A 22,418-nucleotide genomic window follows, 5' to 3' on the forward strand; every position below is an offset into this window, starting at 1 on the left:
ACGATGCTGCTTCCCATCCTGGCGGCGGTCCTGGCCTTCATCACCATCGGCGGCGTCGGCTGGGTGCTGGTCGGCGGCGACGATTCCTCGAGCCAGGCGGTCAAGCGGGCCAAGACCATGGGCGGGGTGCGGGCCGAGGCGGCGGCCAGCGCCAAGCGCGCGGCTGCGGCCAACACGCCCGAGGCGCGCCGCAAGCAGATCCTGCTGCAGCTTCAGGAGGTCGATCGACGCGAGCGCAAGGCGCGCATGACCATGGGCGCCAAGCTGAAACAGGCGGGACTGAGCCTGTCGGTGCGGACTTTCGTCATCATAAGCGTGGTCGCAGGCCTGGTCGGAGCGCTGCTGGCCTTCGTCCTGGGGGCGAACATCATCATCGTCCTGGGCGTCGGCGTAGCGGCGGGCCTGGGTCTTCCGCGCTGGATCATCGGCATGAAGGCCAAGGCGCGGATGAAGAAATTCTCGCTCGCCTTCGCCGATGCGATCGACATCCTGGTGCGCGGCATCAAGACCGGCCTGCCGGTCCATGACTGTTTTAAGATCATCGCCCGCGAGAGCCCCGAGCCGCTGGCCGGCGAGTTCCGCACCCTGGTCGAGGGCATGGGGGTGGGGCTGACGCTCGCCCAGGCCCTGGACAAGATGTATGAGCGCATGCCGACGCCGGAGCTGAAATTCTTCGCCATCGTCATCGCCATTCAGCAGAAGTCGGGCGGCAATCTGGCCGAGGCGTTGGGCAACCTGACCACGGTGCTGCGCGCCCGGCGGATGATGGTCGAGAAGATCAAGGCCCTCTCGTCCGAGGCCATCGCCTCGGCGGGCATCATCGCCTCCCTGCCGCCGGCGGTGATGATCCTCGTGATGCTGTCCAACCCCAGCTACATGATGCTGATGTTCACCGACATCCGCGGCCAGGTCATGCTGATGGGTGCGGCCCTGTGGATGGCGACCGGCGTCTTCGTGATGAAGCGCATGATCTCCTTCAAGTTCTGAGGCGGAGGCGACGATCGTGAACGGCTTCATGCGCTTCATTACCGACCCGCAGAACCTGTTGAGCATCGGGGTCGGCGTGGCGGTGTTCGCCAGCGTCCTGACCCTGCTGTCCTCCTTCGTCGGCGGCGGCGCGCGGCTGGACAAGCGGATGAAGGCCGTGGCCGAACGCCGTGAGGAACTGCGTCGCCGGTCGCGCCAGGCCATGCGCAGCGGCGCGGGGAACGAAGCCTCCAGCTTGCGTCGGACCGACGACAGTTTCCGCAGTCGCGTGGTCGCTCGCCTGAACCTGATGAAGCTGCTGGAAGACCCCAAGGTCGCCGACAACATGATCCAGGCGGGCTTCCGGGGGCCCGGCCCGCTGAACACCTTCTACTTCTTCCGCTTCGCCACGCCCTTCATCCTGATGGCGCTGACGGCCTTCTACCTGTTTGTCGTGGTCAAGCCGGACCTGCCGATGATGACCCAGGTCGCCATGGTGGTGATGGCGGCGGGCGTCGGCTTCTATGCGCCGAACATCTATCTGAAGAACATGATCGACAAGCGGCGGGCCTCGATCATGGCGGCCTTCCCGGACTCGCTCGATCTGCTGCTGATCTGCGTGGAGTCCGGCATGTCGATCGAGGCGGCGATCCAGAAAGTCAGCCAGGAGGTCGGCGGCCAGTCGATCGAACTGGCCGAGGAGCTGTCGCTGCTGTCGGCCGAGCTGAGCTATTTGCCGGACCGGCGCATGGCCTATGAGGGCATGGCCAAGCGGACGCAGCATCCGGGCATCAAGGCTGTGGCCACCGCCATGACCCAGGCCGAGACCTACGGCACGCCGCTGGGCTCCGCCTTGCGCGTCATGGCCAAGGAGAACCGCGACCTGCGCTTGTCCGCCGCCGAGAAGAAGGCCGCGGCCCTTCCGGCCAAGCTGACCGTGCCGATGATCCTGTTTTTCCTGCCGGTGCTGTTCGTCGTCATCCTGGGCCCGGCCATCATCAACATCCAGGACATGATGAAGGGCGGCTGAGGGGCTGAGACGTCTCAGCCCTCTTCGGCGGTCCGCTTCAGGGCCTCGCTGATGGCCTGGTAGGCGGGGCGGATGCGGGCGCGATGCTTGTCGTGGAACAGCTCGGCGCGCAGGCCCGTGAAGATCGTGCCGTGCGACACGATGCAGGCTCCGCGCTCCAACTCCTCGATCTCGTAATAGCGCAGGGTGCGGAACAGGAAGCCGCGACGCTCGATCCAGACCAACTGGGCGTTGGGCTCCCACTCGCCCAGCTGGGCCTGAACCTGACGCTCGCCTAGGTCGGGCAGGCGCTCCGTCAGGCTGATCGGCGCGCCGAAGCCCAGGGCGCCCTCGACCTCGACCTCGTGCGGGTTCCAGCGGTTCCAGCCGCCGAAGTCCGTCAGCACCTCCCAGAGGCGTTCGGCCGTGGCGCGCACGCCGATGCGGTTCTCGATGCGGATCGTTTCCATGGCGCTTCCTGTGACACGGCTTTTTGCGTTTAGGAAGACGCAGAAGCGCCCGGCGTTTGTCCTTGGAGCCTTCGTCCCGCCGCGTTAAGTCCGGGCCACAGCGCAAGGAGCCGTCATGATCACCCGCATCCAGCCCGACAGCCGCATGAGCCAGGCCGTGATCCACGGCCAGACCATCTACCTGGCCGGACAGGTCGGCGAACCGGGCGAGGACGTCGCCGCCCAGACACGCACCGCCCTGGCCGAGGTCGAGGCGATCCTGGCCGAGTGCGGCAGCGACAAGTCGAAGATCCTGTCGGCCCAGGTCTGGTTGGCCGACATCGCCGATTTCGAGGCGATGAACGGGGTTTGGGACGCCTGGGTCGATCCGGCGAACCCGCCCGCCCGCGCCACCTGCGAGGCCAAGCTGGCGACGTCCGACTACCTCGTCGAGGTCATCGTCGTGGCGGCGCGCTGACATGGCGCGCGTTATCTCGAACCAGAGCGAACTGGAGCGGTTCAAGGCGACCCGCGTCACCGCCCTCTACCGCCTCGACCTGATCGAGAAGGGGGCGCAGCTGACCTATGACGACGGCGCGCCGGTCGACATGGCGTCCGAGGCGCAGCGGCTGAAGGATCAGGTCGCCGACATGGACCGCCGCATCGCGCGGCTGGAAGCGGCGGGCGAGGCGTGAGCCTGGCCAGCGTCCGGGCCTTCTTCGCGGAGCGGGCGCCGGACATCGCGGTCATCGAACTGAACGTCAGCACGGCCACCGTGGCCGAAGCCGCTGCGGCCCATACCGTCGAACCCGGCCAGATCGCCAAGACCCTGTCGCTGCGGGCGGGCGACCGCACCGTCCTGCTGGTCACGGCGGGCGATGTGCGGCTGGACAACGCCAAGGCCAAGGCGGCCTTCGGCGGCAAGGTGAAAATGCTGGACCTCGCCGAGGTCGAAGGCGTGACCGGCCATCCGGTCGGCGGCGTCTGCCCCTTCGGCTTGGCGACGCCCTTGCCGGTCTATTGCGATGTATCGCTGAAGGCGTGGGACGTGGTGATCCCGGCGGCGGGAGACATCCACGCGGCCGTCCGCATCAGCCCCGACCGGATGGTCGAACTGACGGGCGCCGCATGGGTCGACGCCTGCCGCTAGGTCGAGGCGAGCGGCGACGCGTTCAACAGGGCGGCGATGCGCGCCAGCTTGTCCGGGTTGCGGGTGATGAAGACTTCGACGATTCGCCCCTGAGCGATGTTGAGTGCTGTGGTTTGTAGAATCCGACCGCGTTCCAGGCTGACATAGCCCGGCAGGCCGTCGATCCACAGCGGCCGGACCATTTCAGAGCCTTCGTGACCGTATTTGCGATGTAGCCCGGCATAGAGGCGCAGCAGTTTCGGCGCGCCGTGGATGGCGTTGTGGAAGGCGATGACCTTGCCGCCGCCGTCTGATCTCAGCGTCGCCTCGTCCGCCAGAAGGGCGCCGAGAGCGGCGGTGTCGCCGGTTTTCGCCGCCTCGAAAAAGGCGCGGGCGAGACGCTCGCCCTCCTCGGGTTCGACGGCGTAGCGGGGGCGGGCGGCCTGGATATGGCGGCGGGCTCGGCTGGCCAACTGCCGGACGGAAACAGGGTCGCGCTCAAGGGTCGTCGCCACCTCGTCAAAGCCGACATCGAAGACGTCGTGCAGCAGAAAGGCCGCGCGCTCCAGCGGCGACAGACGCTCCATCGCCGTCATCAGCGACAGGGTCAGGTCATCGGCGAAGCCCTCGACGCCTGACGCAGGCTCGGTGATCAGTGGCTCGGGTAGCCAGGAGCCGACATAGGTCTCGCGCTGCATCCGGGCGGACTTCAGCCGGTCCAGCGCCAGACGGGTCGCCGTGCGCGTCAGCCAGGCGCCGGGTTCGCGGATTTCGGCCGGGTTGATGCGGCTCCACCGCAGCCAGGCGTCCTGCGCCACGTCCTCGGCTTCGGCCAGGGAGCCGAGCATTCGATAGGCCAGACGCGTCAGTCGCGGCCGATGCGTTTCGAAGGTCTCAGTGACGGGATCAGGCCGCGACATGCGGCTAGCCTGCCGGGTGCGCCGAGCGGAAGCCGACGGCGAGCCGGTTCCAGACGTTGATCGCTCCGATGGCGAAGGTCAGGTTCACCTGTTCGGTTTCCGTGAACTGGGCCTCGAGCACGGCGTAGTCCGCATCGGACGCCTGGGTCTGTTCGATGCGGGTCAGGCTCTCGGCCCAGGTCAGTGCGGCGCGTTCGCGCGGGCTGAACAGCGAGGATTCCCGCCACGCAGCGAGCAGGTGCAGGCGCACTTCGTCCTCGCCGGCCCGGCGGGCGTCGGCGGTGTGCATGTGTAGGCAATAGGCGCAGCCGTTGATCTGCGAGACGCGGATCTTCAGCAGTTCCAGAAGGCTGTGCTCCAGACCGCTGGCGGCGACGGCCTGTTCCAGCCGCACCATCGCCTGATAGGTTTCGGGGGCGGCTTTGGCGGGGCTGGTTATGCGCGGGGTCATGTCGTGGCTCCTGTGGCTTGGGGAGATATCCCTCCATGACGAGACACGTCGCCGGATTGTGACATGACCACGCGGATCAGGGCTTCAAGCGCTCCAGCACCGTTGCGATGACGCGCTCATAGGCGTCGGTCAGGGCGCGCAGTTCGGCCTCGGGCACGCGCTCGTCGACCTGGTGCATGGTCTGGCCGACCAGACCCAGCTCCAGCACCGGGCACAGGGCGCGGATGAAGCGGGCGTCCGAGGTGCCGCCGGTGGTCGAGGCTTCCGGACGGCGGCCCAGCACGGCTTCCACCGCGTCCTGCACCGCGCCGACGAAGACGCCGGGTTCGGTCAGGAAGGCCTCGCCCGAGCACATGTGCTCCAGCTCGATCCGCAAGCCCGTCTCGGCCTGAAGCGCGCCCGCCTCGCGGTTCAGCCAGTCGATCAGGCCGTCGCCGGTATGGGTCGGGTTGAAGCGGATGTTCAGCCGCGCCTTGGCCTCGGCGGGGATGATGTTGCTCGCCGGATTGCCCACGTCGATGGTGGTGATCTCCAGGTTCGACGGCGGGAACTCGGGATAGCCCTCGTCCAGCACGTGGGCGTCGAGACGGGCCAGCAAGCGGGCGATGACCGGGGCCGGATTGGCGGCGCGATCGGGATAGGCGACGTGGCCCTGTTTGCCGAAGACGGTGATCCAGGTGTTCAGAGAGCCGCGCCGTCCGACCTTGATCATGTCGCCCAGGTGGTGGGCCGAGGAGGGCTCGCCGACCACGCAGGCGTCGATGACCTCGCCCTCGGCGGCCAGGGTCTGGACCACCCGCTTGGTGCCGTGCAGGGCCGGGCCTTCCTCGTCGCCGGTGATCAGGAAGGACAGGGAGCCTTCGACTTCTCCCGCCGCCAGCACGCGCGAGACGGCGGCGACCCAGGCGGCGATGCCGCCCTTCATGTCCACGGCGCCGCGGCCGTACAGGACGCCGTCGCGGGTTTCGCCCTCGAACGGCCCGGCGCTCCAGGCCTTGAGGTCGCCGATCGGCACCACGTCGGTGTGGCCGGCGAAGCATAGGTTGGGCGAGGCGGTGCCGCGCCGGGCGTAGAGGTTCTCGATCCGCGCGTCGTGGCCGACGCCGCTCGGCCCCTCGAACACCATGCGGCGGCAAGTGAAGCCCAGGCCGGTCAGGGCGCGCTCCAGCACGTCCATGGCCCCTTTGTCGGCGGGGGTGACGGAGGGGATGCGGATCAGGTCGCGGGTCAATTCGACAGGATCGATGACGGAATGTGATGCGGCGTTCATGAGGCTATTGCTTTAGGCATATCCCGCACTCGCGAGAAGGCCCGAAAACCGTGCCGAAGATCGACATCGACGCCGCCCCGACCCTCAACGGAACCGGATACCCGGACGAATTCGCCGCGCCGTGCAAGCCGCGCCGCCGCCAGCGACTGGGCGATGCGGTCGGCCTGGACCAGTTCGGGGTCAATCTGCTGCGCCTGCCCGCCGGAGCCTGGTCCAGCCAGCGCCACTGGCACGCCGCCGAAGACGAGTTCGTCTGGGTGCTGGACGGCGAGGTGGTGCTGGTCGAGGACGAGGGCGAGACCATCCTGCGCGCCGGCGACTGTGCGGGCTTCAAGGCGGGCGTCCCCAACGGCCACAAGGTCGAGAACCGCAGTGATCGCGAGGCGGTGCTGCTGGAGATCGGAACGCGCAGCCCGGCGACGGACGCCTGCGACTATCCCGACATCGACATGATCCTGCCCAAGGGCGCCGACCGATACTCCCATCGCGACGGAACCCCCTATCCGAAGACGCCCAGACGAACGTGACGACCGACAATACCTCCGCTTCTCGCCCTGACGACGGCCCGTCCAGTCCCTGGAGCATTCCCGACTTCCGCCTGTTGTGGCTGGGGCGCGTGACGGCGGTTCTGGGCATCCAGATCCAGTCCTCGGCCCTGTTGTGGCAGGTCTATGAGATCGCCCGGCGCGATCGTCCGATCGAGGAAGCCAGCCTCTATCTGGGGCTGGTGGGGCTGTGCCAGTTCCTGCCGCTGCTCGCCTTCACCCTGCCCGCCGGGGCCATGGCGGACCGGCGCGACCGCAAGCACACCGTCACCCTGTCGATCATCGTCGAGGGCATGTGCGCGGGCGCCTTCCTGCTGATGGCGCTGCACGGTTCGCCGCCGCTGTGGGGTCTGCTGGCGGTGGCCGCCGTCTTCGGCGCGGCGCGCGCCTTCCTGGCCCCGGCCAGTCAGGCCTTCCTGCCGATGGTGGTGGGACGCAAGGCCCTTCCGCCCGCCATCGCCGCCCAGTCCATCGCCTTCCAGACCGGGGCCATCGCCGGTCCGGCCTTGGGCGGGGTCATCGTCGCCGTGTCCGTGCCGATGGCCTACGCCTCGGCCATGGCGCTGTTCCTGGCGGCGATGGCCTGCTTCATCTTGATCCGCACCAAGGGCAAGCCGCAGGTCGATCCGTCCAAGCTGGGCCCGGTGCAGCAGGTCAGGGAAGGCCTGGCCTATGTGTGGAAGACCAAGATCGTGCTGGGCGCGATCTCGCTGGATCTGGTCGTCGTCCTGCTGGCGGGCGTGGCCCTGCTGACGCCGATCTTCGCGCGCGACATCCTGCATGTCGGGGCTGTCGGCTTCGGCCTGCTGCGGGCCTCGTTCGGGGTGGGGGCGCTGATCATGGCCCTGTATCTCAGCCGCTTTCCCATCGTGCGCCACGGCGGACGGTGGATGTTCGGGGCGGTGGCCGTGTTCGGCGTCTGCACTCTGATTTTCGGCCTGTCCAAGAGCGTCTGGCTGTCAGGGGCGGTGCTGTTCCTGGGCGGGGCGGCGGACATGATCAGCGTCAACATCCGCCAGACCCTGATCCAGCTGGCGACGCCCGATCACATGCGCGGGCGGGTGTCGTCGGTGTCCATGCTGTTCATCGGCGCCTCGAACGAATTGGGCGAGGCCTATTCGGGCGTCATGGTGCGCCTGCTCGGCCCGATCGGCGCGGCGGTGTTCGGCGGGATCGGCGCCCTGGCCGCGACAGGGGTCTGGGCCAAGACCTTCCCCAGCCTGAGGAAGGCGAACCGGCTGACCTGATGCGCCGGAGCGATCCTTCCGCCTCAAGGGGAGAAGGGAAAGAAAAGGGCGGGATCTTTCGATCCCGCCCTTCCGTCGTTTGAGCTTTGAGAAGCCGGACTTCCTTAGAAGTCCATGCCGCCCATACCGCCCATGCCGCCCATGTCGGGGGCGCCGCCAGCCGAGGCCTTCTTCGGCGCGTCAGCGATGGCGGCTTCCGTGGTGATCATGATGCCAGCGACCGAGGCGGCCGACTTCAGAGCCGAACGGACGACCTTGGCCGGGTCGATCACGCCCATCTGGACGAGGTCGCCGTACTCTTCGGTCTGGGCGTTGAAGCCGAACGAAGCGTCGGTCGAGTCCATGACCTTGCCGACCACGATCGAACCTTCGACGCCCGAGTTTTCCGAGATCTGACGGATCGGAGCCTGCAGGGCGCGACGCACGATGTTGATGCCGGCGTTCTGATCGGCGTTGACGCCCTTCAGATCGATCAGCTTCTTGGAGGCTTGCAGCAGGGCCACGCCGCCGCCCGGGACGATGCCTTCATCGGCAGCGGCGCGGGTTGCGTTCAGGGCGTCGTCGACGCGGTCCTTCTTTTCCTTCACTTCGACTTCGGTCGAGCCGCCGACGCGCAGGACGGCGACGCCGCCGGCCAGCTTGGCCAGACGCTCTTGCAGCTTCTCACGGTCGTAGTCCGAGGTGGTGTCCTCGATCTGACGCTTGATCTGGCCGACGCGAGCCTCGATGCCGTCCTTCTCGCCCGAACCTTCGACGATGGTGGTGTCGTCCTTGGTGATGGAGACCTTCTTGGCCTTGCCCAGCATGTCCAGGGTGACGGTTTCCAGCTTGATGCCCAGGTCTTCAGAGATGACCTGGCCGCCCGTCAGGATGGCGATGTCTTCCAGCATGGCCTTACGGCGGTCGCCGAAGCCCGGAGCCTTGACGGCGGCGACGCGCAGGCCGCCGCGCAGCTTGTTGACCACCAGGGTGGCCAGGGCTTCGCCTTCGATGTCCTCGGCGATGATCAGCAGGGGGCGGCCCGACTGAACCACGGCTTCCAGCACCGGCAGCATGGGCTGCAGCGAGGTCAGCTTCTTCTCGTGGAGCAGGATGAGGGGCTCTTCGAGGGCGACCTCCATCTTGTCCGGGTTGGTGATGAAGTAGGGCGACAGGTAGCCGCGGTCGAACTGCATGCCTTCGACGATGTCGACCGTGGTTTCGGCCGTCTTGGCTTCTTCGACCGTGATGACGCCTTCGTTGCCGACCTTGGCCATGGCCTGGGCGATCAGCGCGCCGATTTCTTCATCGCCGTTGGCCGAGATGGTGCCGACCTGGGCGATTTCGGAGTTGTTGGCGACGGGCTTGGAGATCGACTTGACCTCATCCAGGGCCACGGCGACGGCCTGGTCGATGCCGCGCTTCAGGTCCATCGGGTTCATGCCGGCGGCGACGGCCTTGAGGCCCTCTTGCACGATGGCCTGAGCCAGGACGGTGGCGGTGGTGGTGCCGTCGCCCGCGTTGTCGTTCGCCTTGGAGGCGACTTCGCGGATCATCTGGGCGCCCATGTTCTCGAAGGCGTCTTCCAGCTCGATCTCTTTGGCGACCGAGACTCCGTCCTTGGTCGAGCGCGGGGCGCCGAACGACTTCTGGATCACGACGTTGCGGCCCTTCGGACCCAGCGTCACCTTGACGGCGTCAGCCAGGACGTTGACGCCCTTCAGCATCTTGTCGCGGGCGTCGGTGTTGAACTTTACGATTTTAGCGGCCATGGGGGCTGCTCCTATCTAGATGTTTTTACGAGAGAAACCGGAAACCAGGACGCGTCTTACGACAGCACGCCCAGGACGTCGGATTCCTTCATGATGATCAGGTCTTCGCCGTCGATCTTCACTTCGCTGCCCGACCACTTGCCGAACAGGACGCGGTCGCCGGCCTTCAGCTCCAGGGCGACGAACTTGCCGTCTTCGTCACGGACGCCGGGGCCCACGGCGACGACTTCGCCTTCCTGGGGCTTTTCCTTGGCCGTATCGGGGATGATGATCCCGCCCTTGGTCTTGGATTCTTCTTCAACGCGCTTGACCAGCACGCGGTCGCCGAGCGGACGAAACGCCATCTGAGTAACTCCCGTTAGGATGTTGGTTCCAGCCCTCGGAGCCCACGACTTTGGCAGTCGCCCTCCCCGAGTGCTAACGCCGGGGAGTTAGGCAGGGGAAGCGAGGGCGTCAAGGGCCGCGTAGGCCGAAATTCGGCGCCCCGATGAAGCGAAAATGAACGACCGCCGCCGGGGTCGTTCAGACAGGCGCCGCTAGAAGGGGGACAACGGACCAACCGGCTTTCGAAAGGAGCCCGCCATGAAGACCCTGTCCAAGATCGGCGCCGGCGCTATCGTCCTGACGATGCTGGCCTCGACTCCGGCCGCCGCCCAGCACTATCGCGACCGCGATCGCGACAACACCGGCCGTGACGCCGTCCTGGGCGCCGTGGTCGGCGGCGTCGCCGGCGCCCTGATCGGTCAAGGCGACGGACGCTATGTCGCGGGCGGCGCTCTGGCGGGTGCGGCCCTGGGCGCGGCCTCGTCCTCGAACAACGACGACTGCGGCTATTACCGCGGCGGCCGCTGCTATCGGAACCAGGGCCACTGGGAGCGCGAGCACGGCATCAACAGCCGCGACGGCTATTACAACCGCTACGACAGCCGTTATGGCGATCGTTACTCGCGAGACGGTCGTTACTACCGCGACGGCCGCTACTGGCGGAACCACGGCGAATGGCGTAGCCATCAGAACCGCCGCGACCGCGACTATCGCTACGACCGCCGCTGGTAGGCGAACGGGGGAATGAAGAAAGGCCCGATCGTTCGGTCGGGCCTTTTTCCGTGCCTTCTATTCGAAGCCTGTGTTCCGTTCCGAGGACGGCAGCAGCCGCCCCATGACCGTGACGAAGAAGGCTACCGTCCAGCCCAGAAGAATGGCGCCGTTGATGCCTTCGATCGCGCCCAGCAGCTTCCACTCCGGGTCGATGGAAGTGTCGCCGTAGCCGATCGAGCTGTAGCTGATCGATGAGAAATAGACCGCTTCGCGCAGATCCGGCACAGCGCCCAGCAGGTAGAAAAGGGCGGCGTAGAGCCAGACCTCGACCCCGTGCAGAACGAACAGTCCCAACACCACGGTGACGGTGTAGGCGGCGCCGCACGGCGACAGAGGGTTCAGGCGCACTTCCCGGCCCGGTCGCGTGATGTCGCCGAGAGCCAGAATCCAACCGAGCGTCAACAGGCCTACGGCGTGCAGCCCGACGGTCGCCAACACCATGACGGTGCCCGCCAGCAGTTCAGGGATCATGTCCATGTTCTCCGGCCGCGCTCACGAAAAAATGCTGACGGTTGAAGCCGTCGGCGTCAACCGACTTCGGGGTCGCTCTGGAGAACGTGGATCGGCCATGGTAAGATAAGTCTGTGTCCAGCTTCTGGACGAATTCGGTTTGTGCTCGCGTCGGTTCGCTTTTTTCGTCTCGATCAGCAGAGAACCCTCATGAAATCCCAAACGCCCGTCGCCGTGTTCGCCGCCGCCGCCCTGTCGGCCGCCTCCTTTCCCGCTTGGGCGCAGACGCCGCCCGATTTGCGCGACCTGGTAGGCGCGCGCGCCGGCTCTGCAGAGGGCGCGATTGAAGGCAGAGGCTATCAATTCGTCCGCACGCAGGAAGGCTCGGGCTCCAAGTGGAGCTATTGGCGGCGCGGCGGCGAATGCGTGCAGATCACCACCACGAACGGTCGTTATGCGGCGATCGACCGGATGGACTCCAGTCTGTGCGATGGCGGCGGCTCGCGCGACGGTGGCGGCAACGCTGCAGCGGCGGTCATCGCAGGGGCGGCGGTGATCGGTCTGGCGGCGGCGTTGGCTCACCACAACAACAGGCACGGCGACAGCGACGCCCAACACGACCGCGACTATTCTCGCGGCTATCAGGACGCGCTTTACGGCGCCGCCTATGACCGGAACGACAGTCAAGCCTATCATGACGGCTATCTGGCCGGTGAAGCTGAGCGCAGCAACCGACGCGCCGCGAACAGCCGCCATGTGCGTCGTGCCCCTTGGGCGGCCCAGCAGGCCTGTTCGGAGCGCGCGGACGATTTTCAGAACCAGCCTCGAGGAAGCTCCGCGCCGATCAGCGTTCGCGAGATGGGCGACGAATGGCAGATGGTGATGGGCACGGGGCCGTATCGATCCGTCTGCACCGTCAGCAGCGAGGGGCGGGTCCGCAGCATCGATCCCTATTAAGCGTCAAACGTCTGGGCGCAGCGGTCCTTCCGACGAGGCCCAGGTGGCGGGGTCGGAGAGGTTCTGCGACTTGAGCCCATGGCCCGGCGCGCGGGGTCGAACCCGATGTGCGCCAGCCAGATCAGGCAAGATCAGGCCAGCCGCTGCCGGATGGACGCGACGACGGTCACGCCGTCAGCCGCCGTAGCAGGTCCGCCGTGGAGGGGTCGAGATCCGCCGAGGGGGTTCCCGTGGCGGCGTCCTTCAGCAGGGCCTTGGCCAGAACCTTGCCCAGTTCCACGCCCCATTGGTCGAAGCTGTTGATGTCCCACAGGACGCCTTCGACAAAGGTCTTGTGCTCATAGAGGGCGATCAGGGCGCCGAGGCTTTGGGGCGTCAGCCGCTCCATCAAAATGGCGGTCGACGGTCGATTGCCGGGAAAGGTCTTGTGCGGCGCCAAGCGGTCGGCTTCGTCCTCGGATGCGCCGGAAGCGATCAGTTCGGCGCGGGCCTGGGCTTCGGTCTTGCCCTGCATCAGGGCCTGGGCCTGAGCCAGAGCGTTGGCCCATAGATCGGTCGAGGGCGTCTCCTCGCAGGTGCGGGCCACGATGATGAAGTCGACCGGAACGACCTGCGGCCCTTGATGCAATTGCTGGAAGAAGGCGTGCTGAGCGTTGGCCCCCGGCTCGCCGAAGATGACGGGGCAGGTTTGGCGGCCGACCGGCGCGCCGTCGCGGCGCACCTGCTTGCCGTTCGATTCCATCTCGAGTTGCTGCAGGAAAGCGGGCAGGCGGCGCAGGGCGTGGGCGTAGGGGGAGATGGTGCGCGCCGGGCGATGCAAGCCGTTGACGTTGTAGATCTCGGCCAGAGCCAAAAGCACCGGCGCATTCCTCTCCAGCGGGGCCTCGAGGAAGTGGCGGTCCAGGGCGGCGGCGCCGTCGAGGAAGCCGTGGAACGCGTCCCAGCCCAGGCCGATGACGCAGGACAGGCTTACCGCCGACCACAGGGAATAGCGCCCGCCGACCCAGTCCCGGAACGCAAAGGTGCGGCCGCAGCCGAACGCCGCCGCCTTGTCCGGCGCGGCGGTGACGCCGATAAAGTGTTTCGCCATCCCCTCGGCCGGCAGGGCGGCCGCCAGCCAGGCCTTGGCGGCCTGGGCGTTCAGCAGGGTTTCCTGAGTGGTGAAGCTCTTGGAGACGACGATCACCAGGGTGGTTTCAGGATCCAGCCCGATCAGGGCCTCGGCCATGTCGCGCGGGTCGATGTTGGCGACGAAGCGCAGGTCGATGGCCGGATCGAGCGGCCGCAGGGCGTCCCAGATTAGGCGCGGTCCCAGATCGGAACCGCCGATGCCGATATGGAGCACCGTCTTGAAGGGACGCCCGCTCGCGCCTGTTTCATTCCCGGACCGCAACGCTTCGGCGTAGGCCTTCATTTCGGCGCGCACGGCCTCGACCTCGGCCGAGACCGGCTCGCCCAGGGCGCGGAAGTCGGCGCCGTCCGGCGCGCGCAGGGCCGGGTGCAACACGGCGCGGCCTTCGGTCAGATTGACCGCCTCGCCGTTGAACAGGGCGGCGCGGCGGCCTTCGACGTCGCAGGCGCGGGCCAGGTCCAGCGCGGCTTTCAGGCCCGCATGGGTCCAGCTCTGTTTAGACAGATCGATGTGCAGGCCGGCCGCATCGACGGTCATTCGCGCCAGCCGGTCGGGATCGGCGGCGAACTGATCCTGAATTCGGGCGGCCGCATCCCTTCGGGCGGCGGCCTCGAGTTCGGCCCAGGCGGCGTGCGGCATCGTCGTCTCCCCATGGCGGTCCGGCCTTTGGCCCGGCGCTTGCAAGCACTGGTTTACGGCTCAGGCCGTGAAGAGTTCAATCCAAGACGGGTTCAACAAGGATTTCCTGGCGGATATCCGTCGTTCCGGTCTCTCGTGAAAGGCACGCCATGTCCTGCGGAATAGCTCTCGCCGTCGCCTTGATGCTGGCCGATCCCGCCGTCGCCGAAGCCGCCTCGCTGCCGCCGGTCGCGCCCGCCGCTCCGGTCTCTGTGGCCCAGGAGCCCCTGTTCGCCGATCTGGCGGCCCGCTCGGGCGCCCTGAAGACGATCGTCGACGGCTGGATGGCTTCGGGCGAGGCGGACAGGGCCGGCTTCTTCACCGGCGCGGCCTATGCGACGTTCAAAGGGCAGGCGACGGATCTGGCCCAGCGCGACATGCAGGGTCATCTGATCCTCAAGGAGCGCGGCACGGACAATGATCTGAAGTGTATCCTGCGCGGCATCTCGGAAGACATTCCGGTCAAGGTCGCGGCGCTGGAAAGCGCCTCCGACGCCGCCGCGCGCAAGCTGGCCCTCGACGAGCTGTCCTATCTTCTGAACGACAACGTCGAGGTCATCACCTCGCCGCCTCAGCCCGAGGCCTGACGTTCAGGTCGTCAGCGGGCGGCGGCGTTCTGAACGGCGTCGATCACCAGCCCCTCGGTCAGAAGCTGGGGCAGGACGCGCGGTTCTGAGCCGTCCGGCGCATAGACCAGATACAGGGGCACGCCCGAGCGGCCGTGGCGCTGCAGTTCGGCGGTGATGGCGTCGTCGCGCCGCGTCCAGTCGCCGACCAGATAGACGGCGTTCGCCTGTTCCAACGCCTGCGCCGTGCGGGCGGAGGATAGGGCCGTGCTCTCATTGACCTTGCAGGTCACGCACCAGTCCGCGGTGAAGTTGACCAGGACCGGGCGCCCTTCGGCCAGAGCGGCCTTCACCGCCTGTTCGGACCAGGGCTGGGACGGCAGATGCGTCGAGGCGCTCGCGCCGTCCGAGGCGGAGGGTGCGGCGCGCCCCGCCAGGACGCCGAAGCCCAGGGCCGCGATCAGGGCCAGCAGGGCGGCGGCGCCCGCGACCCGGCCCTTTCTGGGCGCGGCGGCCTGAGACCGGCCGTAGAGCCACAGCGCCAAAGCCAACATCAGACCGGCCCCGAACAACAAGGCCAGGGCGTCAGAGGTCTGGCGGCCATAAACCCAGGCCAGCCAAAGGGCGGCGCCGTACATGGGGAAGGCCAGCAGATTGCGTAAGCTCTCCATCCACGGGCCGGGCTTGGGCAGACGGGCCAGCAGGCGCGGATTGAGGCTGATCAGCACATAGGGTAGGGCCAGGCCCAGCCCCAGCATCAGGAAGACCGCCAGGGCCATCGGCCAGGGCATGAACAGGGCCGCGCCGAGCGCAAAGGCCATGAAGGGGGCGGTGCAGGGCGCGGCGACGATCACCGCCAGCACCCCGGTGAAGAAGGCGCCCGCCGCGCCGGGCAGGCGCGACAGCGGACCGTGTCCGGCGCCTTGCAGGCCTGCGCCGACATGGAAGACGCCCGACAGGTTCAGCGCCACCGCCAGCATCAGCAGGGCCAGGGCGGCGACCACGCCCGGCGACTGCAGCTGGAAGCCCCAGCCTAGAACCTGACCGCCTGCGCGCAGGGCCAGAAGCGCGCCCGCCAGCAGCAGGAAGGTCGCCAGCACCCCGGCCAGGAAAGCCAGGCCGTCGCGGCGCGCTTCGGCCGGCTCATGGGCGGCGCGGCTGAGCGAGGCCGCCTTCATCGCCAGGATTGGGAAGACGCAGGGCATCAGATTCAGGATCAGGCCGCCCAGCAGAGCGAACAGCGCCGCCTTGGCGAAGTCGGACAGGTCGATGGCCGAGGCGCCCGCCTGCGCGCCCTCGCCGTCGCCGTCGCCGATAGCGCCCTCGCCTGCGACGCCTGTCAGGGCCGCGCCCGGTTCGGCCGTGATCTCCCAGGCGCCCAGATCGGTGGACAGGACGCCGCCGATCGGTCCCTTCACGCCGTTGGCCGCCAGGCCGCGCCCGGCGGCGACGGTCAGGGTCAGCCCCTGCGGTCCGCGTTCGCCCGACTGGGCGGCGGCGTGGTCGATCACCCCGCCCTCGAACGGATAGAAATAGGCCCACTTCGGCGCCGCGCCCGCCAGCGGGCCGCCGCCAGCCGTCAGGGTCAGCTTTCCGTCGACCAGGGCGGCGCGGGCGTCGATGCCGGCGGGACGGGGGGCGCCGGCGACCACGTCCTGAACCGCCTGGCCGAAGCGGGCGTCCAGCGGCGCTGCGCCCTCGCGCACCGGCAGATCCAGCGCGAGGTCGAGGTCTTCGGGCACGCACATCTCGTCGCTGCAGACGTAGAAATGGGCGGTGACGCGCAGCGGTAAGCTGCGCCCCGGCGGCGTGTCGGCCGGAATCTCGATCGGCACGGGCAGGAAGACCGTGTCCGAATAGCCGTAGTTCATCAGGCTCTGCAGGCGCTGGCGCTCGGGCAGGGGCCACAGGATGTCGCCGGGCGTCAGGCCGCTCGGCAAGGCCCAGGTCAGGGTCGTCGGGCCGCCGGAGTCGCCCTGGTTGCGCCAATAGGTGTGCCAGCCGGGCTTGATCTTCTGGCGGACGGCGACGACGGCGGTCGAGCCGGGCGTGGCCCAGGCGCCCATGGCGACCAGTTCGGCCTCGATGCGGTCGGTGCGTTGGGAGCCGGGCGCGACGGCGGCCTTGGGGGCGGGGGCGGCCCCGGCGGCCAGGGCGTCGCGCAGGGCCGCCTCGGACGCGGGCGCGGATGGGGACGCCGCCGCCGAAAGGGCGAAGGCGAACCAGGTCAGCAGAAGAAACAGGATGCGCAAGGACGACGCCGGGAACAGGACCAGGGAAAGGCGCGACCTTAGACCCTCAAGCCTCGCCTATCCACGGCCCGCGACGGCGGGCCGCAGTCGGCCGTCTGGGGCGTCAGCGCGGGGCGACGACCTCGATCAGCACCTCGGTGCGGCGCCGCAGGGGATCGTTGACGCCGCCGACCACGGCGCCCTGGGCGCCGGAAGCCTCGATGTCGAAGGCCGGGGCGGGCAGGCCGGCGCCGGCCAGGGCCTCGGCCACGGCGCGGGCGCGCTGTTCGGAAATGGACTGATTGGCGGCGGCCGTGCCGCTGCGGGCGTCGGCCAAGCCTATCACCTTGACGTGCTTGATCCGGCAGCCCTGAAGCTGGGTCGCGGTCATGCCGATGGCCTGGCGGGCGGCGTCGGTCAGGGTGGCGCGGTCGGGGACGAAATAGACCTCGAACCGCTTGTCGGCGCAGGCGGACGGGTCGCTGACCAGATCGCTGCGCTCCTTATATCCGCTGGTGGCGGCGCACCCGGCCGCGGACAGGCCGGCGGTCAGCAGAACGACTGCGGAAACAAGCTTCATGTCAGGCCCCTCGCGCGCGCCGTGCGGCGTGCGCGCCCTCCAGCAAAAAGGGCGACCCGCGCCATGCGGATCGCCCTTTCAGATTGTCCCGAAAACGCTTCTGGCGCCAGAGGCTAGGAAGCCTGGATCAATAACGGCGTTGGCCATTCTCCCAGTAGCACTCGGTCTGGCGGTTGTCGTAGCAGTAGTAGTAGCGGCCCTGATTGTCGCGGTAACGCTGCTGGTTGTTGCGGTCCTGGTTCGAGCCGCGGATGGCTCCGGCCGCGCCGCCGGCCAGCGCGCCGATGGCCGCGCCCGTGGCTGCGTTGCCGCCGCCGACATTGTTGCCGATGATGGCGCCGGCCACGGCGCCCAGACCAGCGCCGACAGCGCCTTGACGGACGGTTTCATTCGAGCCGTAGCCGCCGCCGTAGTACGGGTCGCTGGCGCAGGCGGTCACCAGGAGACCGGCGCCGGCGATGGCGAGAATCGCCTTGTTCATGGTTCTGTCCTTCATCCCTTAGGGGGCACCCCTGAAGCTTCGATAACGCAGTCCGAAGACGGCGGTTCCGAGGCAAAACGATACAAGCTTCACTTTAATTTCCCACCCGCTGTCGCAGGTGCGGAACTGGCCGCGCGCGCAGGCGTTGGCCGCCCATGATCGACGCCCCGAATTTTCTGAGCGCCCTGGCCGCCGCCCCTTCGGGGCACGACGCGGTCGAAGAGCCGCGTCCCCTGACAGGCGAGGTCCGGCTGGAGCGGATCATCATCCTGGTCAATCCCCTATCGGGCGGCGTCGGACCGCAAGCGGCCGATGAGGCCGCCGCCCTGTTGGCGGTCTATCCCCTGCAGGCTGAGGTGGTGGTGCTGGAAGGCGCGCGCATCCCAGACCAGATCGGCGAGGCGCTGGCGGCGCGGCCGGACGCCCTGTTCATCCTGGCGGGCGACGGAACGGCGCGTTCGGTGGCCGCCCGCGCCGGGCCGGACGGCCCTCTGATCGCTCCCTTGCCCGGCGGCACCATGAATATGCTGCCCAAGGCCCTGTACGGCACGGGCGACTGGAAGGCGGCCCTCCGGCTGGCGCTGGAAGAGGGCGCGCCGCAGTACGTCTCCGGCGGGGAGGTCGAGGGCGAGGCCTTCTACTGCGCCGCCATCCTGGGCTCGCCCGCGTTATGGGCCCCGGCGCGCGAAGCCATCCGCGAGGGCAAGCTGAAGATGGCTTGGACCTATGGCCGCCGGGCGCTGAAGAAGGCCTTCTCGGGCCGGGTGCGCTATGCGCTGGACGGCGGCGTGCGCGAGAAGGCCGAGGCCCTGGTGCTGATCAGCCCGTTGATCTCCAAGGCGATGGACAAGTGCGACGGGCTGGAGGCGGCGGCCATGAACACCGCCGACGCGGCCCAGGCCTTCCGTCTGGCCGCCCACGCCTTGTTCGACGACTGGCGCCAGGATCCGACCGTCACGACCCGCGGCGCGCGCAAGATCGAAGTGGAGGCCCGCTCCCGCATTCCGGCGGTGATCGACGGCGAACCCATGTTACTGGGCCGCGCGACGGCGGTGAAATTCGTCCCCCGCGCCTTTACGGCTCTGGCGCCCAAGCCTCCGACGGGCGGGGACAGCGTCTAGTGGGTCTGGTCCTCCAGTTTTCAGACGTTCATTTCGGGTGCGAGCACGAACACGCGGTGGCGGCGGCGTCCGACTACGCCCGCGCGGCCGGCGCCGATCTGATCCTGATCACCGGCGACATCACCCAGAGAGGCTATCCGCGCGAGTTCGCGGCGGCGGGCGAATGGATCCGCGCCCTGCCCGAGCCGGTCTTCGTCACCGTGGGCAATCACGACGTGCCCTATTGGGACGTGATGGCGCGGCTGTTCTGGCCGTGGCGTGCGTTCGAGCGCGCGACCGGCCATCCGGCGCATGACCATGAGTTCCGCTCGGATCGGTTGATGGTGCGCGGCGTGACGACGGCGCGCGGCTGGCAGGCCCGGCCCAACTGGTCCAAGGGGGTCATCGATCTGGACCAGACGCGTCGGGCGGCCGAGGCCCTGCGTCAGGCGCCGGTCGGGGCCTTGCGTGTTCTGGCCTGTCACCATCCTCTGGTCGAGATGATCGGCGCGCCGATGACCGGCGAGGTCAAGCGCGGGGAGCGGGCGGCCCGCATTTTCGCCGAGGCGGGCGTCGATCTGATCGTCACCGGCCATGTCCATGTGCCCTTCGCCCTGCCGATCGGAGTGGGGGATCAATGCTCCTATGCGGTCGGATGCGGGACGCTGTCGCATCGCGAGCGGGGGGCGCCGCCCAGCTTCAACCGGATCGAATGGGACGCCGAGACGGTGACGGTCTCGGCCGTGGCCTGGGACGGGCGTCGCTTCGCCGATCACCAGACCTGGCGTCTGCCGCGCCGCCGCGCCTGACGGCTTTGGATTTCAACCATGAAAAAAGGGCCGCGACGGCATGGTCGCGGCCCTGATTTCAATGTCTGGCCGTTCGGCTAGATGCGCGGCCCGCCGCGTCCCCTCAGGCCGCCCACCAGCAGGGAGACGACGAACAAGATGACGGCGATGATGGCGATGAATTTGGCGATCTCGAACGACATGCCCGAGATGCCGCCGAAGCCGAGCACAGCTGCGACCAAGGCGATGATGAAGAAAATAATAGCCCAACGAAGCATAGGCGAACCCTCCGAAAGATGTTGACGGGAGCGGGCTTTCGACCTCTCCCGTCGATAGCGTCGCTTGCTGGAAACAACGCCTCGGAGACTTGGCCGTTCCTTTAGCGTCGGTTTCGGACTCTGCTTTTCTCGGTAAAGGCGGCCGCCACCATGGTGGCCAACGCGGGGTTGCGCAGAAAGATGAAGCCGCCGGCCAGAGCCGCCGCGGCGCCCAGGATCGGGCGCTGCTGGAACAGCCGCAGGGCCCGCATGCCCAGGCCCTCAGGCTCGTCGTATTCCTCGTCCTCGTCATCACCATGCGCCCGCCGCACGAACACCAGGGCGACGACGGCTGCGATCAGGGCGAACAGCAGGGCGGTCAGGGCGGCGCCGATGAGCGGCGGCACGACCAGCAGCAGCAGGTAATAGACCGTGGCCCCCAGGGCGACCATGGCCACGAAGGCCGCGCCGGCGGCGACGAAGGTCGCCACCGCGCGGTTGATGAGCCCCCGCCCGATCATCAGCGCCGACGCCCGGCCAGCAGCAGACCCAGGACGACGCCGACGCCGAGCGCGATGGCGGTCGACTGGATCGGACGCTCCTGCACGCGTTCGACGACGTAGCGCTGGGCCTCGTCGAACTTCTCGGCGGCCTCGTCGTAATATTCGCGGCCGCGCACCTTGGCGTCGTCGTAGTAGCCGCGCGCCTTCTCGCGCAGCTCCTCGCCCTGCTCGCGCAGGCGCGCCTCGGCCTCGGAGGCCTTTTCCTTCAGACGCTGGGTTTCCTCGCGGGCGCCGGCCTTGAGGTCCTCCTTCAGGGTCTTGAGGTCGTTCTTGATGTCTTCACGAGCCTTGGACGTGGCCATGATGCGCGCTCCGCTCCTTGTGTAAGCTTGACGATTAAATAGAGAAGCCCTGCCCGGAACGCCACACCGACGATCAAGGTTCCTGCAATGCAGCATGGGCGAAGGTCGCAGGACGCCCATCTGGCGCGACGCGCGCGGCGCTTCTAGAACAGGCGTCATGACCCAATGGCTGTTCCCGCCCGCCCCGACGCCGTCCCTCCCGATCGAAGGCGACGCGCGCCACCTGCCCGTGCGGCGCATCCTGTGCGTGGGCCAGAACTACGCCGCCCACGCTCGCGAAATGGGGGCCGACCCGGCCAAGCCTGCGCCCTTCTTCTTCGCCAAGCCGGGCGACGCCTTGGTCGTGGACGGGGCCGATCCGGCCTATCCGGCGGCGACGCAGAATCTGCATTATGAGGTCGAGCTGGTCGTGGCCCTGGGCGAAGACGCCCGGCCGGTCGGCTGGGCCGTCGGCGTCGATCTGACGCGACGCGATCTTCAGGCTGAGGCCAAGGCAAAGGGGCGGCCGTGGGAGGCGGGCAAGGCCTTCGACCAGTCGGCCCCCTGCGGCGCGCTCAGCCGGACGCCGCCCGCGCCCGACGCGCTCATTGAGCTGAGGGTCAACGGCGCCGTCCGTCAGTCCAGCCGCCTGTCCGATATGATCTGGGACGTGGACGGCGTCCTGTTCAAGGCGGCCGAGCTGTGGGCTCTGCAACCCGGCGACCTGATCTTCACCGGCACGCCTGAAGGCGTCGGTCCCCTGAGCCCCGGCGATCGGGTCGAGGCCGTCATCGCGGGCCTGCCCCCGCTCAACTTCACGGTGCGATCATGATCCTGCACGGCTACTGGCGCTCGGGCACCAGCTATCGCACCCGCATCGCCCTCAATCTCAAAGGGGTCGAGTATCGGCAGGCGGCGCTGGACCTGCGCACGGGCACGCAGAAGTCCGAAGCCTATCTCAGGCTCAATCCGCAGGGGCTGGTCCCGGCGTTGGAGACCGACGACGGCCTGGTGCTGACTCAGAGCCCAGCCATTCTGGAATGGCTGGAGGAGACCCGTCCCGAGCCGCCCCTGCTGCCGCGCGACGCGGTGGGCCGCGCCCAGGTGCGGGCCATGGCGGCGGTGATCGGCTGCGACATTCACCCGCTCAACAATCTGCGGGTGCTGAAGGCGGTGCGTGGTCTGGGCGCCGATCAGGCCGGGGTCGACGCCTGGGCCGGTCAATGGATCATCGACGGCTTCACCGCGCTGGAGGCCTTGGTCGTTCGCTATGGCGAGGGTTGGTGTTTCGGCGGGACGCCGACGCTGGCCGACTGCTACCTGATGCCGCAGCTCTATTCGGCGCGGCGGTTCAACGTCGACCTGGCGGCCTTCCCCCGCCTGCTGGAGATCGAGGCGCGGGCTGAAGTCCATCCCGCCTTCATCGCCGCCCTGCCGGAAAACCAGCCGGACGCGGATTAAGCGTCTTCATTCACCAACGACCTTGATTTCGGTCAATCTCCCTTAAGCTTTGGCGGCG

General features: G+C 68.1%; 28 protein-coding genes. 14 read left to right on the forward strand and 14 right to left on the reverse strand.

Going from position 1 to position 22,418, the window contains the following annotated elements; all coding sequences use genetic code 11:
• Positions 1 to 3: 3 nt before the first annotated feature.
• Both B3D50_RS13135 and B3D50_RS13140 read left to right on the forward strand, forming a co-directional pair.
• A complete protein-coding gene (locus B3D50_RS13135; protein ID WP_286951805.1) occupies positions 4 to 987 on the forward strand; it encodes a type II secretion system F family protein in 984 nt (327 codons plus the stop codon).
• Positions 988 to 1,015: 28 nt separating this feature from the next.
• On the forward strand, positions 1,016 to 1,996 hold the full coding sequence (locus tag B3D50_RS13140; protein ID WP_286951807.1) for a type II secretion system F family protein: 981 nt from the start codon (positions 1,016 to 1,018) through the stop codon (positions 1,994 to 1,996).
• A 14-nt stretch (positions 1,997 to 2,010) separates the two neighbouring features.
• Here the strand turns inward: B3D50_RS13140 and B3D50_RS13145 are convergent, their stop codons facing one another.
• Positions 2,011 to 2,445 (reverse strand): SRPBCC domain-containing protein, encoded by a 435-nt coding sequence (locus B3D50_RS13145; protein ID WP_286951809.1) that lies wholly within the window; start codon positions 2,443 to 2,445, stop codon positions 2,011 to 2,013.
• A gap of 115 nt (positions 2,446 to 2,560) precedes the next feature.
• Between B3D50_RS13145 and B3D50_RS13150 the strand changes: the two genes are divergently transcribed.
• From B3D50_RS13150 to B3D50_RS13160, 3 genes are read left to right on the forward strand one after another with little or no spacing between them, the layout of a single operon-like run.
• Entirely contained in the window at positions 2,561 to 2,902 is a 342-nt protein-coding gene (locus B3D50_RS13150; RefSeq protein ID WP_286951811.1) for a RidA family protein, read from the forward strand.
• 1 nt (position 2,903) lies between these two features.
• On the forward strand, positions 2,904 to 3,119 hold the full coding sequence (locus B3D50_RS13155; protein WP_046652522.1) for a hypothetical protein: 216 nt from the start codon (positions 2,904 to 2,906) through the stop codon (positions 3,117 to 3,119).
• Positions 3,116 to 3,574 carry a YbaK/EbsC family protein gene (locus tag B3D50_RS13160; RefSeq protein ID WP_286951814.1) on the forward strand — a complete coding sequence of 153 codons (459 nt, stop codon included), beginning with the start codon at positions 3,116 to 3,118 and terminating at the stop codon, positions 3,572 to 3,574. The genes B3D50_RS13155 and B3D50_RS13160 overlap by 4 nt, the downstream gene beginning before the upstream one ends.
• Here B3D50_RS13160 and B3D50_RS13165 read toward each other — a convergent pair.
• The 3 genes from B3D50_RS13165 to dapE form a co-directional block, all read right to left on the reverse strand.
• Positions 3,571 to 4,473, reverse strand: a complete 903-nt coding sequence (locus B3D50_RS13165; RefSeq protein ID WP_286951816.1) for a sigma-70 family RNA polymerase sigma factor — start codon at positions 4,471 to 4,473, stop codon at positions 3,571 to 3,573. The genes B3D50_RS13160 and B3D50_RS13165 overlap by 4 nt on opposite strands.
• 4 nt (positions 4,474 to 4,477) lie before the next feature.
• Positions 4,478 to 4,924 (reverse strand): carboxymuconolactone decarboxylase family protein, encoded by a 447-nt coding sequence (locus tag B3D50_RS13170; RefSeq protein WP_286951817.1) that lies wholly within the window; start codon positions 4,922 to 4,924, stop codon positions 4,478 to 4,480.
• 76 nt (positions 4,925 to 5,000) lie between these two features.
• Positions 5,001 to 6,194: a succinyl-diaminopimelate desuccinylase gene (gene dapE, locus B3D50_RS13175; protein WP_286951818.1), complete on the reverse strand. Its 1,194-nt coding sequence runs from the start codon at positions 6,192 to 6,194 to the stop codon at positions 5,001 to 5,003.
• Between the two features lie 50 nt (positions 6,195 to 6,244).
• Here dapE and B3D50_RS13180 point away from each other — a divergent pair, with 50 nt between their 5' ends.
• Entirely contained in the window at positions 6,245 to 6,721 is a 477-nt protein-coding gene (locus tag B3D50_RS13180) for a cupin domain-containing protein (RefSeq protein WP_286951820.1), read from the forward strand.
• Positions 6,718 to 7,986, forward strand: a complete 1,269-nt coding sequence (locus B3D50_RS13185; RefSeq protein ID WP_286951822.1) for an MFS transporter — start codon at positions 6,718 to 6,720, stop codon at positions 7,984 to 7,986. Before B3D50_RS13180 ends, B3D50_RS13185 begins: the two co-directional genes overlap by 4 nt.
• A 104-nt stretch (positions 7,987 to 8,090) precedes the next feature.
• Here the strand turns inward: B3D50_RS13185 and groL are convergent, their stop codons facing one another.
• Together groL and groES are read right to left on the reverse strand one after the other, a co-directional pair.
• Positions 8,091 to 9,737 (reverse strand): chaperonin GroEL, encoded by a 1,647-nt coding sequence (groL, locus tag B3D50_RS13190; protein ID WP_269296605.1) that lies wholly within the window; start codon positions 9,735 to 9,737, stop codon positions 8,091 to 8,093.
• Positions 9,738 to 9,793: 56 nt separating this feature from the next.
• Positions 9,794 to 10,081 carry a co-chaperone GroES gene (groES, locus tag B3D50_RS13195; RefSeq protein WP_003166488.1) on the reverse strand — a complete coding sequence of 96 codons (288 nt, stop codon included), beginning with the start codon at positions 10,079 to 10,081 and terminating at the stop codon, positions 9,794 to 9,796.
• Between the two features lie 238 nt (positions 10,082 to 10,319).
• On the opposite strand from groES, the gene B3D50_RS13200 reads away from it, so the two are divergent.
• Positions 10,320 to 10,793, forward strand: coding sequence for a hypothetical protein (locus B3D50_RS13200; protein ID WP_286951827.1), 474 nt, complete (start codon positions 10,320 to 10,322; stop codon positions 10,791 to 10,793).
• Positions 10,794 to 10,850: 57 nt separating this feature from the next.
• Here the strand turns inward: B3D50_RS13200 and B3D50_RS13205 are convergent, their stop codons facing one another.
• Entirely contained in the window at positions 10,851 to 11,306 is a 456-nt protein-coding gene (locus B3D50_RS13205; RefSeq protein WP_286951830.1) for an ion channel, read from the reverse strand.
• A gap of 189 nt (positions 11,307 to 11,495) precedes the next feature.
• On the opposite strand from B3D50_RS13205, the gene B3D50_RS13210 reads away from it, so the two are divergent.
• Positions 11,496 to 12,242 carry a hypothetical protein gene (locus B3D50_RS13210; RefSeq protein WP_286951832.1) on the forward strand — a complete coding sequence of 249 codons (747 nt, stop codon included), beginning with the start codon at positions 11,496 to 11,498 and terminating at the stop codon, positions 12,240 to 12,242.
• A 166-nt stretch (positions 12,243 to 12,408) separates the two neighbouring features.
• Here B3D50_RS13210 and pgi read toward each other — a convergent pair whose 3' ends face one another.
• Positions 12,409 to 14,013: a glucose-6-phosphate isomerase gene (gene pgi / locus B3D50_RS13215; RefSeq protein ID WP_286951834.1), complete on the reverse strand. Its 1,605-nt coding sequence runs from the start codon at positions 14,011 to 14,013 to the stop codon at positions 12,409 to 12,411.
• A 149-nt stretch (positions 14,014 to 14,162) separates the two neighbouring features.
• Between pgi and B3D50_RS13220 the strand changes: the two genes are divergently transcribed.
• Complete coding sequence (locus tag B3D50_RS13220) at positions 14,163 to 14,639, forward strand: hypothetical protein (RefSeq protein ID WP_286951836.1); 477 nt, start codon at positions 14,163 to 14,165, stop codon at positions 14,637 to 14,639.
• Positions 14,640 to 14,650: 11 nt separating this feature from the next.
• Here B3D50_RS13220 and B3D50_RS13225 read toward each other — a convergent pair whose 3' ends face one another.
• From B3D50_RS13225 to B3D50_RS13235, 3 genes are all read right to left on the reverse strand, one after another.
• Entirely contained in the window at positions 14,651 to 16,870 is a 2,220-nt protein-coding gene (locus tag B3D50_RS13225; RefSeq protein ID WP_286951851.1) for a protein-disulfide reductase DsbD family protein, read from the reverse strand.
• Positions 16,871 to 16,973: 103 nt separating this feature from the next.
• A complete protein-coding gene (locus B3D50_RS13230) occupies positions 16,974 to 17,429 on the reverse strand; it encodes an OmpA family protein (protein ID WP_286951853.1) in 456 nt (151 codons plus the stop codon).
• 127 nt (positions 17,430 to 17,556) lie between these two features.
• Positions 17,557 to 17,910, reverse strand: a complete 354-nt coding sequence (locus B3D50_RS13235) for a YMGG-like glycine zipper-containing protein (protein ID WP_046652618.1) — start codon at positions 17,908 to 17,910, stop codon at positions 17,557 to 17,559.
• Positions 17,911 to 18,065: 155 nt separating this feature from the next.
• On the opposite strand from B3D50_RS13235, the gene B3D50_RS13240 reads away from it, so the two are divergent.
• Positions 18,066 to 19,031 (forward strand): diacylglycerol/lipid kinase family protein, encoded by a 966-nt coding sequence (locus B3D50_RS13240; RefSeq protein ID WP_286951855.1) that lies wholly within the window; start codon positions 18,066 to 18,068, stop codon positions 19,029 to 19,031.
• Positions 19,031 to 19,819, forward strand: coding sequence for a metallophosphoesterase family protein (locus B3D50_RS13245; RefSeq protein ID WP_040346390.1), 789 nt, complete (start codon positions 19,031 to 19,033; stop codon positions 19,817 to 19,819). The genes B3D50_RS13240 and B3D50_RS13245 overlap by 1 nt, the downstream gene beginning before the upstream one ends.
• A 77-nt stretch (positions 19,820 to 19,896) precedes the next feature.
• Here B3D50_RS13245 and B3D50_RS13250 read toward each other — a convergent pair whose 3' ends face one another.
• The 3 genes from B3D50_RS13250 to B3D50_RS13260 all read right to left on the reverse strand — a co-directional run bounded on the left by B3D50_RS13250 (position 19,897) and on the right by B3D50_RS13260 (position 20,920).
• Complete coding sequence (locus B3D50_RS13250; protein ID WP_003166483.1) at positions 19,897 to 20,076, reverse strand: DUF1328 domain-containing protein; 180 nt, start codon at positions 20,074 to 20,076, stop codon at positions 19,897 to 19,899.
• Positions 20,077 to 20,177: 101 nt separating this feature from the next.
• Entirely contained in the window at positions 20,178 to 20,576 is a 399-nt protein-coding gene (locus tag B3D50_RS13255; RefSeq protein ID WP_003166482.1) for a hypothetical protein, read from the reverse strand.
• A complete protein-coding gene (locus B3D50_RS13260) occupies positions 20,576 to 20,920 on the reverse strand; it encodes a glycine zipper domain-containing protein (protein WP_003166480.1) in 345 nt (114 codons plus the stop codon). Before B3D50_RS13260 ends, B3D50_RS13255 begins: the two co-directional genes overlap by 1 nt.
• Positions 20,921 to 21,077: 157 nt before the next feature.
• Between B3D50_RS13260 and B3D50_RS13265 the strand changes: the two genes are divergently transcribed.
• Both B3D50_RS13265 and maiA read left to right on the forward strand, forming a co-directional pair.
• The gene (locus tag B3D50_RS13265; RefSeq protein ID WP_286951866.1) at positions 21,078 to 21,731 is read left to right on the forward strand and encodes a fumarylacetoacetate hydrolase family protein; all 654 of its coding nucleotides are present in this window, start codon (positions 21,078 to 21,080) and stop codon (positions 21,729 to 21,731) included.
• Positions 21,728 to 22,360: a maleylacetoacetate isomerase gene (gene maiA / locus B3D50_RS13270; protein WP_286951869.1), complete on the forward strand. Its 633-nt coding sequence runs from the start codon at positions 21,728 to 21,730 to the stop codon at positions 22,358 to 22,360. Before B3D50_RS13265 ends, maiA begins: the two co-directional genes overlap by 4 nt.
• Positions 22,361 to 22,418 lie beyond the last annotated feature (58 nt).

Source organism: Brevundimonas sp. UBA7507 (assembly GCF_002478355.1).
GTDB lineage: Bacteria > Pseudomonadota > Alphaproteobacteria > Caulobacterales > Caulobacteraceae > Brevundimonas > Brevundimonas diminuta_D.

Excerpts from the sequence above, each read along its gene's own strand:
- B3D50_RS13260 (WP_003166480.1), bottom strand. The coding sequence starts at position 20,920 with ATGGCCACGTCCAAGGCTCGTGAAGACATCAAGAACGACCTCAAGACC.
- B3D50_RS13145 (WP_286951809.1), bottom strand. The coding sequence starts at position 2,445 with ATGGAAACGATCCGCATCGAGAACCGCATCGGCGTGCGCGCCACGGCC.
- dapE (WP_286951818.1), bottom strand. The coding sequence starts at position 6,194 with ATGAACGCCGCATCACATTCCGTCATCGATCCTGTCGAATTGACCCGC.
- B3D50_RS13200 (WP_286951827.1), top strand. The coding sequence starts at position 10,320 with ATGAAGACCCTGTCCAAGATCGGCGCCGGCGCTATCGTCCTGACGATG.
- B3D50_RS13170 (WP_286951817.1), bottom strand. The coding sequence starts at position 4,924 with ATGACCCCGCGCATAACCAGCCCCGCCAAAGCCGCCCCCGAAACCTAT.
- B3D50_RS13135 (WP_286951805.1), top strand. The coding sequence starts at position 4 with ATGCTGCTTCCCATCCTGGCGGCGGTCCTGGCCTTCATCACCATCGGC.
- B3D50_RS13230 (WP_286951853.1), bottom strand. The coding sequence starts at position 17,429 with ATGAAGCTTGTTTCCGCAGTCGTTCTGCTGACCGCCGGCCTGTCCGCG.
- pgi (WP_286951834.1), bottom strand. The coding sequence starts at position 14,013 with ATGCCGCACGCCGCCTGGGCCGAACTCGAGGCCGCCGCCCGAAGGGAT.
- B3D50_RS13255 (WP_003166482.1), bottom strand. The coding sequence starts at position 20,576 with ATGATCGGGCGGGGGCTCATCAACCGCGCGGTGGCGACCTTCGTCGCC.
- B3D50_RS13265 (WP_286951866.1), top strand. The coding sequence starts at position 21,078 with ATGACCCAATGGCTGTTCCCGCCCGCCCCGACGCCGTCCCTCCCGATC.
- groL (WP_269296605.1), bottom strand. The coding sequence starts at position 9,737 with ATGGCCGCTAAAATCGTAAAGTTCAACACCGACGCCCGCGACAAGATG.
- groES (WP_003166488.1), bottom strand. The coding sequence starts at position 10,081 with ATGGCGTTTCGTCCGCTCGGCGACCGCGTGCTGGTCAAGCGCGTTGAA.
- B3D50_RS13235 (WP_046652618.1), bottom strand. The coding sequence starts at position 17,910 with ATGAACAAGGCGATTCTCGCCATCGCCGGCGCCGGTCTCCTGGTGACC.
- B3D50_RS13150 (WP_286951811.1), top strand. The coding sequence starts at position 2,561 with ATGATCACCCGCATCCAGCCCGACAGCCGCATGAGCCAGGCCGTGATC.
- B3D50_RS13240 (WP_286951855.1), top strand. The coding sequence starts at position 18,066 with ATGATCGACGCCCCGAATTTTCTGAGCGCCCTGGCCGCCGCCCCTTCG.
- B3D50_RS13250 (WP_003166483.1), bottom strand. The coding sequence starts at position 20,076 with ATGCTTCGTTGGGCTATTATTTTCTTCATCATCGCCTTGGTCGCAGCT.
- B3D50_RS13205 (WP_286951830.1), bottom strand. The coding sequence starts at position 11,306 with ATGATCCCTGAACTGCTGGCGGGCACCGTCATGGTGTTGGCGACCGTC.
- B3D50_RS13210 (WP_286951832.1), top strand. The coding sequence starts at position 11,496 with ATGAAATCCCAAACGCCCGTCGCCGTGTTCGCCGCCGCCGCCCTGTCG.
- B3D50_RS13155 (WP_046652522.1), top strand. The coding sequence starts at position 2,904 with ATGGCGCGCGTTATCTCGAACCAGAGCGAACTGGAGCGGTTCAAGGCG.
- maiA (WP_286951869.1), top strand. The coding sequence starts at position 21,728 with ATGATCCTGCACGGCTACTGGCGCTCGGGCACCAGCTATCGCACCCGC.
- B3D50_RS13220 (WP_286951836.1), top strand. The coding sequence starts at position 14,163 with ATGTCCTGCGGAATAGCTCTCGCCGTCGCCTTGATGCTGGCCGATCCC.
- B3D50_RS13140 (WP_286951807.1), top strand. The coding sequence starts at position 1,016 with ATGCGCTTCATTACCGACCCGCAGAACCTGTTGAGCATCGGGGTCGGC.
- B3D50_RS13165 (WP_286951816.1), bottom strand. The coding sequence starts at position 4,473 with ATGTCGCGGCCTGATCCCGTCACTGAGACCTTCGAAACGCATCGGCCG.